Annotated in this window: 1 protein-coding gene; it reads right to left on the bottom strand. The window is 53.7% G+C overall.

The features are described from left to right. Positions 1-367 (bottom strand): amino acid ABC transporter ATP-binding protein (locus ACYP03_RS24715; protein ID WP_459782486.1); only part of this gene is annotated, 367 nt, incomplete at both ends.

The raw sequence follows: 367 nt of genomic DNA, 5'->3' as shown, positions 1-367 counted from the left end.
TCAACCATCACATCCAGCACCTCACGCACCATTTCCGGATCAAGCGCGGAGGTCGGCTCATCAAACAGCATGATTTGCGGCTCCATGCACAGGGAGCGGGCAATCGCAACACGCTGCTGCTGACCACCGGACAACTGACCCGGAAACTTGTGTGCCTGTTCTGCAATCCGTACCCGCTCCAGGTACTTCATTGCCAGGGCTTCAGCTTCTTTCTGCGATTTTTTCTTTACCCACATCTGCGCCAGCGTACAGTTTTCCAGCACACTCAGGTGGGGAAACAAATTGAAGTGCTGGAAACACATGCCCACTTCACGGCGCACCAGCTCGATATTTTTCAGATCGTCCTTCAACTCCGTACCGGCAACAA

The organism is Photobacterium sp. R1 (genome assembly GCF_054600795.1).
The sequence above is the reverse complement of the archived record's forward strand: the minus strand, read 5'-3'. Positions and strand labels throughout refer to the sequence as shown.